The sequence below is a fragment of the Bradyrhizobium sp. P2_E8 genome (genome assembly GCF_056403875.1).
This window is the reverse complement of the sequence record NZ_JBFUES010001014.1, coordinates 1-2620: the sequence shown is the minus strand read 5'-3', so window position 1 is coordinate 2620 and position 2620 is coordinate 1. Positions and strand designations below refer to the sequence as shown.

The 2620-nt window shown below is 63.5% G+C and carries 4 protein-coding genes, 1 tRNA gene and 1 pseudogene; 4 read left to right on the top strand and 2 right to left on the bottom strand.

Annotated elements, in window-relative coordinates:
- Positions 1–127: pseudogene (locus AC1D00_RS35940) on the bottom strand (lipoyl(octanoyl) transferase LipB); the annotation flags it as partial.
- 67 nt (positions 128–194) lie between these two features.
- Here AC1D00_RS35940 and AC1D00_RS35935 point away from each other — a divergent pair.
- From AC1D00_RS35935 to AC1D00_RS35925, 3 genes are all read left to right on the top strand, one after another.
- On the top strand, positions 195–437 hold the full coding sequence (locus AC1D00_RS35935) for a FliM/FliN family flagellar motor switch protein (protein ID WP_477013932.1): 243 nt from the start codon (positions 195–197) through the stop codon (positions 435–437).
- 216 nt (positions 438–653) lie between these two features.
- A tRNA-Leu gene (locus AC1D00_RS35930) sits at positions 654–738 on the top strand.
- Positions 739–1061: 323 nt separating this feature from the next.
- The gene (locus AC1D00_RS35925) at positions 1062–1670 is read left to right on the top strand and encodes a cysteine hydrolase family protein (RefSeq protein ID WP_477013931.1); all 609 of its coding nucleotides are present in this window, start codon (positions 1062–1064) and stop codon (positions 1668–1670) included.
- A gap of 18 nt (positions 1671–1688) precedes the next feature.
- On the opposite strand, the gene AC1D00_RS35920 is transcribed toward AC1D00_RS35925, so the two are convergent.
- Entirely contained in the window at positions 1689–1946 is a 258-nt protein-coding gene (locus tag AC1D00_RS35920; protein ID WP_027549326.1) for a hypothetical protein, read from the bottom strand.
- A gap of 290 nt (positions 1947–2236) precedes the next feature.
- Here AC1D00_RS35920 and AC1D00_RS35915 point away from each other — a divergent pair, with 290 nt between their 5' ends.
- The gene (locus tag AC1D00_RS35915) at positions 2237–2611 is read left to right on the top strand and encodes a hypothetical protein (RefSeq protein ID WP_477013930.1); all 375 of its coding nucleotides are present in this window, start codon (positions 2237–2239) and stop codon (positions 2609–2611) included.
- The last annotated feature ends 9 nt before the right edge of the window (positions 2612–2620 follow it).

Below are 2620 nucleotides of genomic sequence, written 5' to 3'. Positions count from 1 at the left end.
CCTCCGGATAGGGCACCGGCGCGTCCGAGATCCGCCACTCCACGGGCGTGCCCGCGGAAGCGGCAAACGACGTCAAATCGAGGTCTTGACGCTGGTCTTGGCGGGGGTTGTGAGGCGAATTAACCATTGGCTAACCATAACGTGGTGATGATTGCAGGCGCAAATGCTAGTCTCAAGTTGCGGCGGTCCTGACAGTGCCCACTCTCGATAAAGTCACCGTGGATCTCATGGTCGTCCTCGGGACGACCACCATGCCGATCCATCAGGTATTACGTCTTTCCCGCGGCGCCATCATCGAGCTGGACGCAACCGAGGCCGACGAGGTCAAGGTTTTGGCCAACAACCTGCCGGTCRCCTCCGGCGTCGTGCTGGTCGATCGCAACCGGATCGCGGTCGAGGTCAAGCAGATGCTGCCGCGCACGCCGGGCACGCGATAGCTGCCGGGGCACGCGTAGCGGCCCGGGCACACGGTAGCGGCCCTGGGCACGCGGTGGCGGCCTGGGCACCCGATAGGGCCGATCCGGGCAGGGAGAGATTTTCCTGCCAAGCTTGTGGAATTCAGGGCCTTTGCAGGCTTGTACCCCTCTGATGGATTTGTTAGATCGGCGCCGTTGATCCGGCCGGCCCTCAAGCCTCAGGCCGGCATCCCCAAAGCGCTCGTGGCGGAACTGGTAGACGCGCTGCCTTGAGGTGGCAGTGAGTAAAATCGTGGGGGTTCGAGTCCCTCCGAGCGCACCAAAAGCCGAATTTGGCTTTGAAATCCCTGAAGTTTTTCTGATGTAGGCCCGGGACTGGCACCACGCCGGCCCGTTTCCGTGCGTCGCTTGCGTCGGTCGAAGCCGTCGCGTGACCGGTCCGGTCGAACGCGGCGATCTTCCTCATGATTCCGCCGACGCCGTCGATCGATCCCGCGATTCGCCGACGTGATGGCGTGCGCTGGCGGCGCGGGGCTTCGTCCATCGCGGATGACCGCGGAACGATGGCTGTCGGACGCGCATTGCAGCCGATGAGCTCGCCGCGGAGATGCCGTCGCGCGGCCATGCGTTTGACGGTGGAGGACGATGAGGGACAGTGCGTCGGAAATTGCCGACATCCGGGATGCGGTTCACCTCTGCATCGACATGCAGAACATCTTCGCCCCCGGCGGTCTCTGGGCGACGCCCTGGATGGAACGGGTACTGCCGGCGATCGTCTCCATCGTTTCCCGCCGCCAGGCCAGAACGATCTTCACGCGCTTCATGACCCCTCAGCATCCGGACGATCGTCCCGGACAGTGGCGCAGCTATTTCCGTCACTGGAGCCAGGCGACCCGCAGGCACTTGCCGCCATCCGCGCTCGATCTCGTGCCGGCTCTGAGCCGGTTCGTTCCTCCAGCCGCTGTCATCGACAAGCCGGCCTATTCCGCGTTCAGCAATCCCGGCCTTGCGGGCCTGTTGCTCGAAAAGAGCGTCGGGACGGTGGTGATCACGGGGGCCGAGACGGACGTCTGCGTCCTCTCGACGGTCCTCAGCGCAGTCGATCTCGGCTTCAGGGTCGTCATCGTCGAGGACGCGCTGTGCAGCTCGTCCGATGTCGGGCACGATGCGCTGATGACCATGTATCGCACCCGCTTCCACGGCCAGGTCGATCTGGTGACCGCGGAAGAACTGGCGGAGTTCTGGCGGGAGTAGGGTGATGACCCGGCCCCTTCAGCCATATTCCTCGCCGATCCCGTATTCCTTGTAGATCTGAAGCGGATCCGACTCCGGAAACAGGCGGCACTTGGCCTGGGCGAGGTGCAGGCTCACCGCCGCGGGCTCCTTGCCGCTGGAGAGCATCTTGCGGATGTCGTCCATATGCGCGCTCGGCTGGTGCTTCGGCTCGAGCTGTTCCAGCGCGACCAGCGCGGTCGCGAGGGCCTCGGTCAGAACCCAGTCGTCGTGGCCCGTGATTCCCTTCTTCGGCATCGGCAGACCCCACGTGTGGCGGCAGCTCCAGTCTATCGCGACTTCCGCCAAATCGCCATTGAGCGTTGCGGACGCCCGCGTGYGGAACAGGCCGGCCGTCGTGGCCCGGCTTGCATTATGGCCGCGCGTGGCTAAAAGGCGGCGAGTTGTGGGCGGATAGTATCTTTGTTGAAACCAAGTAGGCGTAGACAGGCCTGCGCGGCATTCAGGCCGGCTGTCCCGGCCTGCGTCTCGTATCCCCGAATTCGCAACACGACCCGCTTGCACGTCTTCTCTGGGCTGGAGCCAGTATGGTCTTTCTAAGCTTCGTCTACCGCTTCGTGACCAACTTCGCGTTCATGGCGATGGTCTATTTCAGCCTCAACTTCCTGGAGAAATATCAAAACCGGGCGATCGTCGCGATCCTGGTGCTGGTCTATACCGGCATGCGCGCGGCCTCGACGCTGCGTGCGTTCTACTTCTTCCAGAAGATCGAGAAGCTGGAAGCCGAGACCAGGCGCCTTCAGGCCCCGATCAACGACGGCTCGGGCGGAACCTCGACGCGCAAGCAGATCGTGGTCGATGTTGCGCGGCTGCGCCGCGACGGCGAGCTCAAGTCCTATATGGACCTGTTCTTCCTGGCGCTGATCGTGCTGCTCTGCGTCGCCAACATCATGCGGCAGTAGAGCTTACTG